We start from the raw sequence: 1022 nt of genomic DNA, 5'->3' as shown, positions 1-1022 counted from the left end.
TATTAACCCGGCGGAAAAATACATCGGCTATGCGGCATATTTAATAAACCGTGATTTGAAATAACTTTTTACGCGCTCGGGTCGTCGTTGTAATTGACGCATACAAGAACGTGTCCTTTTTTTATGTCTTTTACACTGCACATTGCCGGGCCGCTATGTATCATCCCTTTAATATCACAATTCAGGTACTCGTCTGGGTTCAATTCCGGGGAATAAGCGGGAAGATAAAACACTTCCAGACGCTGCTTCACTGACGCTTGTTCCAGCCAGTCTTTGACTTTTTTGGCGTGATGAACCCGTAAGTTATCCAGAATGAGAAAGTTTTTCCCTTCGCTGGAGGCGATCAAGGCCCGCATAAATTTAAGCAGGCGATCGGCCGTCATATTGGATTCATACAGCATAAAGCGAACCGTTCCCTGATTAGAGATGGCGGAGATCATATTCAGGGTATGCCGTTTAACCGGGATGGGTTGTGTGGGAGTTTGGCCTTTGGGCGCATAACACCGGCCATGTTGCTCCGTATTTCGGATGCCGGTTTCATCACCCCAAAAAATGTGGGCTTTTTCCTTTTGGGCGAGTTCCTGAATGCGGGGATATTCCTCATTCAGCCACGTTTGGACACGAGCCGGATCCTGCTCCCACGCCTTTTTCAACGGCTTTTGTGGCGTAAATCCCCATCGTTTCAGGTAGTCGCCCAACGTTCGGACAGGAATATCGATGCGCCAGAACAGGTTGATCAAAGCCCCCACAGCACGGCGTGTCCAAAGGGCAAAGCCCAGATTATAGTGCTCTGGCATGTGGTTCCGGATGGCCTCAATGACTTTCTGTTGCTGAATTGCATTCAGACGGCCCACTTTATTTTTGGGGCCACGTTTTTTGGCGACAATGGCCGTGTTTCCTTCAGCTTGATAGCGCTTGAACCAGCGTCCAGCCGTATCCGGATGGATCTTCAATAATTGACCGATTTCGCGAAAGGTTTTTTTCTCTTGGCGAAATCGAATAGCTTGCTGCCTCAGCAGCTC

The 1022-nt window shown here is 48.6% G+C and carries 1 protein-coding gene; it reads right to left on the bottom strand.

Annotation, left to right across the window (positions count from 1 at the left end):
* Positions 1-68: 68 nt before the first annotated feature.
* Positions 69-1022: IS630 family transposase (locus Xhom_RS24975; protein ID WP_099140130.1), on the bottom strand; the 954-nt coding region annotated here is incomplete at its 5' end.

This window comes from Xenorhabdus hominickii (assembly GCF_002632725.1).
Lineage (GTDB): Bacteria > Pseudomonadota > Gammaproteobacteria > Enterobacterales > Enterobacteriaceae > Xenorhabdus > Xenorhabdus hominickii.
This window is presented reverse-complemented; position numbering and strand designations above follow the sequence as displayed.